Genomic DNA, 3,728 nt, shown 5'->3' with positions numbered 1-3,728 from the left:
ACCTGGGTGCACCTCCGCCTGTGCTTGACCTGCGGGCACGTCGGGTGCTGCGATGACTCAAAGAACCGCCACGCCACGCGGCATTTTCACGCCACCCACCATCCGATCATCCGATCGTTCGAGCCCGGGGAGGACTGGCGGTGGTGTTACATCGACAAGATCGTCCTCTGAAGGGGCCACCCCGCCCAAACGCTCTGGGGTATAGTGGAAATACACACATCTCGAGAGGAGGCGGGTCCATTGGCCGAGGTCAAGGTTGCCGTGATCAGTCAAGTTCCGCCGGGCAAGGGAAAAGCGGTGCAGGCGGGAGCCAAGCAAGTCGCGCTGTTCAACGTCGGAGGCACATTCTACGCCATCGACAGCCTCTGCACTCACAGGCACGGCCCGCTTGCCGAAGGGACACTCGAGGGGACAATCGTCACGTGCCCTTGGCACGGCAGCAAGTTCGATGTCACGTCAGGACAGGTAGTCAAAGGCCCTGCGAGCCAGGCCGTCTCGACCTATCCTGTGAGGGTCGAGGGGACGGACGTTCTGCTCGAGATCGGGTGATCGCTCGTGTCGCTCGAGCCTGCGGCTAGCCCGCTCGCTGGAACCCGGATTTTCCCGATTTTGACGGCGCCGCAGATCGCCCGCATCGATGCGCACGGACACCTGCGCCCGATCCAACGGGGCGAAGTCCTCATCGAGCAGGGAGACCGGGTCGTGCCGTTCTTCGTGGTCACGGCTGGTGAACTCGAGATTGTGCGTCCCTCGGGCCTGACGGCAACCTCCGTCTCCGTCCTTGGTCCTGGTCAGTTCACGGGCGAGGTCAACACGATCTCCGGCCGCCGTGCGATCCTGCGAGTGCGTGTCACCCAGCCAGGCGAGGTGATCGAGCTGGATCGCGAACACGTGCAGGCGCTGATTCAGACCGACGCCGAACTCAGCGAGATCCTGATGCGCGCGTTTATCCTCCGCAGGGTGGAGTTGATTGCGCGCGGCATCGGGGATGCGGTGCTCGTGGGGTCCACTCATTCCGCCGGGACGCTCCGGATCAAGGAGTTTCTGACGCGGAACGGCCACCCGTACTCGTACATCGATCTCGACCGCGACGGCGATGTGGAGGATCTGCTGGATCGTTTTCATGTCGCCGCCGCGGATGTGCCGGTGGTGATCTGTGGGGGTGAGACCGTGCTTCGGAATCCCACCAACCAGCAGATCGCCGAGTGCCTCGGGTTCAACGATGCGATCGACCAGACTCACGTGCGCGATCTCGTCATCCTCGGCGCCGGCCCATCGGGATTGGCGGCGGCCGTGTATGGTGCGTCGGAAGGGCTCGATGTGTTGGTGCTGGAGACGAACTCGCCTGGGGGGCAGGCCGGTTCGAGCTCGAAGATCGAAAATTATTTGGGATTCCCGAACGGTATTTCGGGTCAGGAACTTGCGGGGCGGGCGTACACACAGGCGCAGAAGTTCGGCGCGCAGGTGGTCATCGCGAAGGACGCCAAACGACTCATCTGCGATCGTAAACCGTACGCGATCGAGATGGATAATGGTGCCCGTGTGCCGGCGCGCGCTGTCGTCATCGCCACCGGAGTGGAGTATCGCAAGCTCCCTCTGCACAACCTCTCCCGGTTCGAAGGCGCGGGCGTGTACTACGGTGCAACGTTCGTTGAAGCGCAGGTGTGTGACGGAGAGGAAGTGATCGTGGTGGGCGGAGGGAATTCCGCCGGCCAGGCAGCAGTGTATCTCGCGCAGACCGCCAGCCGTGTTCACCTGCTGGTCCGATCCCGCGGCGTAGCCGAAACGATGTCACGGTATTTGATTCGGCGCATCGAAGAGACTCCGACGATCGTCTTCCGACCGCACACGGAGATCGTCTCGCTCGAAGGACGCGACCATCTTGAATGCGTCCGTTGGCGGAACAATCAAACGGGGCAGATCGAGGCGCACACAATCAGCCACGTGTTCCTGATGACCGGGGCCGTCCCCAACACGGGTTGGCTTGATGGCTGCGTTGCGCTGGACATGAAAGGATTCATCAAAACAGGGCCGGCGCTGTCTCCGGAGGATCTGATCGCCGCGCGCTGGCCGCTCACGCGCCCTCCGCACCTTCTGGAGACCAGCCTGCCGGGCGTGTTTGCGACGGGGGACGTCCGGGGCGGTAATGTCAAACGTGTCGCCGCGGCCGTTGGTGAAGGATCGATCGCCATCTCCTTCGTGCATCAGGTTCTCCGCGAATAATGCGCTCAATCACTGAGAGCGGAGACCTCAACCGCGCCCGCGACCACCTCGCAAATGAACGCACGTTTCTGGCTTGGGTGCGCACGGGGATCGCCATTGTCGTGTTCGGTTTTGCGATCGGCCGGTTCTCCGTAGCCATGCGCCAAGTCGCGCAGAGTCCGGGGAGCGCGTCACGGACGCCGGACTTTTCAGTCTGGTTCGGGACGATGGCCATCGTTGCGGGCGTGTTGTTGACGCTGGCCGGCCTACTGCGTTTCCATCGGACGCGTACCCAGCTGGAATCAGGAGCGTTCAAACCGTCTGGGTTCGTCATCGACCTCGTGGGGATTCTCACGGCGGTATTCGGTTTGGTATTGGCAGGATATCTGATCTACATCGAACGACGACTGTAGCCTTCAGACACGGGCGTCACCGGCTCCTTGCTCCTCCGGCGCCGGCAGAGACGGTCACACGCCGCCCAACTTGTCAGGGTTGCCGATCGCCCAGATGTTACGGATCCGCGCCCGGTCCACGTCGATGCTGACCACGACGGCAGCCGTGCCATCGCTGCGGCGGATCAGCAGCGTTGGCTTGCCGTTGACGTTCGCCACCGCCAGCCGTGCATCCGCCGGCGCGAATCGCGCCGTGACGCCGATGAGGAAGCGGGCCACGTTCGCGCGGCCGTGGATCGGCCTAAGGGCGGCCCCGCGGACCTTGCCCCCGCCATCGGCCCAGGCGGTCACGTCGTCCGCCAGCAGCGTCATCAGGCCGTCGAGATCACCGCCCGTCACCGCGCGGGTGAATTGTTCCAGCAGGCGGTGGTGCTCTTCCGGGCTGGCCTCGAAGCGGGGGCGCTCGGCCGCGATGCGGTCCTTGGCCCGGCTGAACAGCTGCCGGCATGCGGCTTCCGATCGGTCCAGGATCCCGGCGATCTCGCCGTACTCATAGTCGAACACTTCCCGCAGGAGAAAGACCGCGCGTTCGGCGGGCGTCAGCCGTTCCAGGAGCACCATAAAGGCCAGCGAGATCGTCTCGTATTCGATGGCCCGTGCCTCCGGGCTGTTCAATTCGGGATGGTCGGTGTCGAGGACCGGCTCGGGCAGCCATGGCCCGACGTACGTCTCCCGCTGCGCTCGGGCCGAGGTCAGCTGGTTGAGGCACAATCGCGTCACGATGGTGGAGAGGTAGGCCTTCGGCGACTCGATGTCGGCGAGCGACGCGCCCAGGAACCGGAGATACGCGTCCTGCAGGACGTCTTCGGCCTCCGTGGCGCGGCCCAGCAGGCGGTACGCTAGGGAGAACAACAGCGGACGGTGCTCTTGAAAGACGGCCAGGTGATCGACCGGCGCCTGGCTCATCTCAGCGCTCCGCGCCCATGAGTCCGCCGTAGCCTGCGCCCAGCACGACGACGCGTCTTGCGTTTCTGTGGTCGTTCATGTTGCACCTCGCCCGGTTCGGATTGTATCCCTAAGACCGGGGAGCCGCGCGGTTTGTGACAGCCGATACGTGCCGGACGGCAGGACATC

5 protein-coding genes are annotated in these 3,728 nt (G+C 64.1%); 4 read left to right on the top strand and 1 reads right to left on the bottom strand.

Going from position 1 to position 3,728, the window contains the following annotated elements:
• The 4 genes from VFP86_21295 to VFP86_21280 all read left to right on the top strand — a co-directional run.
• Positions 1 to 171 (top strand): UBP-type zinc finger domain-containing protein (locus VFP86_21295; protein HET9002186.1); only part of this gene is annotated, 171 nt, incomplete at its 5' end.
• A gap of 69 nt (positions 172 to 240) precedes the next feature.
• Entirely contained in the window at positions 241 to 549 is a 309-nt protein-coding gene (locus VFP86_21290) for a non-heme iron oxygenase ferredoxin subunit (GenBank protein ID HET9002185.1), read from the top strand.
• A 60-nt stretch (positions 550 to 609) separates the two neighbouring features.
• Positions 610 to 2,223 (top strand): FAD-dependent oxidoreductase, encoded by a 1,614-nt coding sequence (locus VFP86_21285; GenBank protein ID HET9002184.1) that lies wholly within the window; start codon positions 610 to 612, stop codon positions 2,221 to 2,223.
• Positions 2,223 to 2,615 carry a DUF202 domain-containing protein gene (locus VFP86_21280; GenBank protein HET9002183.1) on the top strand — a complete coding sequence of 131 codons (393 nt, stop codon included), beginning with the start codon at positions 2,223 to 2,225 and terminating at the stop codon, positions 2,613 to 2,615. Before VFP86_21285 ends, VFP86_21280 begins: the two co-directional genes overlap by 1 nt.
• A gap of 54 nt (positions 2,616 to 2,669) precedes the next feature.
• Here VFP86_21280 and VFP86_21275 read toward each other — a convergent pair whose 3' ends face one another.
• Positions 2,670 to 3,560 (bottom strand): RNA polymerase sigma-70 factor, encoded by an 891-nt coding sequence (locus VFP86_21275; protein HET9002182.1) that lies wholly within the window; start codon positions 3,558 to 3,560, stop codon positions 2,670 to 2,672.
• Between the last annotated feature and the right edge of the window lie 168 nt (positions 3,561 to 3,728).

The organism is bacterium, assembly GCA_035703895.1.
Classification (GTDB): Bacteria; Sysuimicrobiota; Sysuimicrobiia; order Sysuimicrobiales; family Segetimicrobiaceae; genus Segetimicrobium.
The sequence above is the reverse complement of the archived record's forward strand: the minus strand, read 5'-3'. Positions and strand labels throughout refer to the sequence as shown.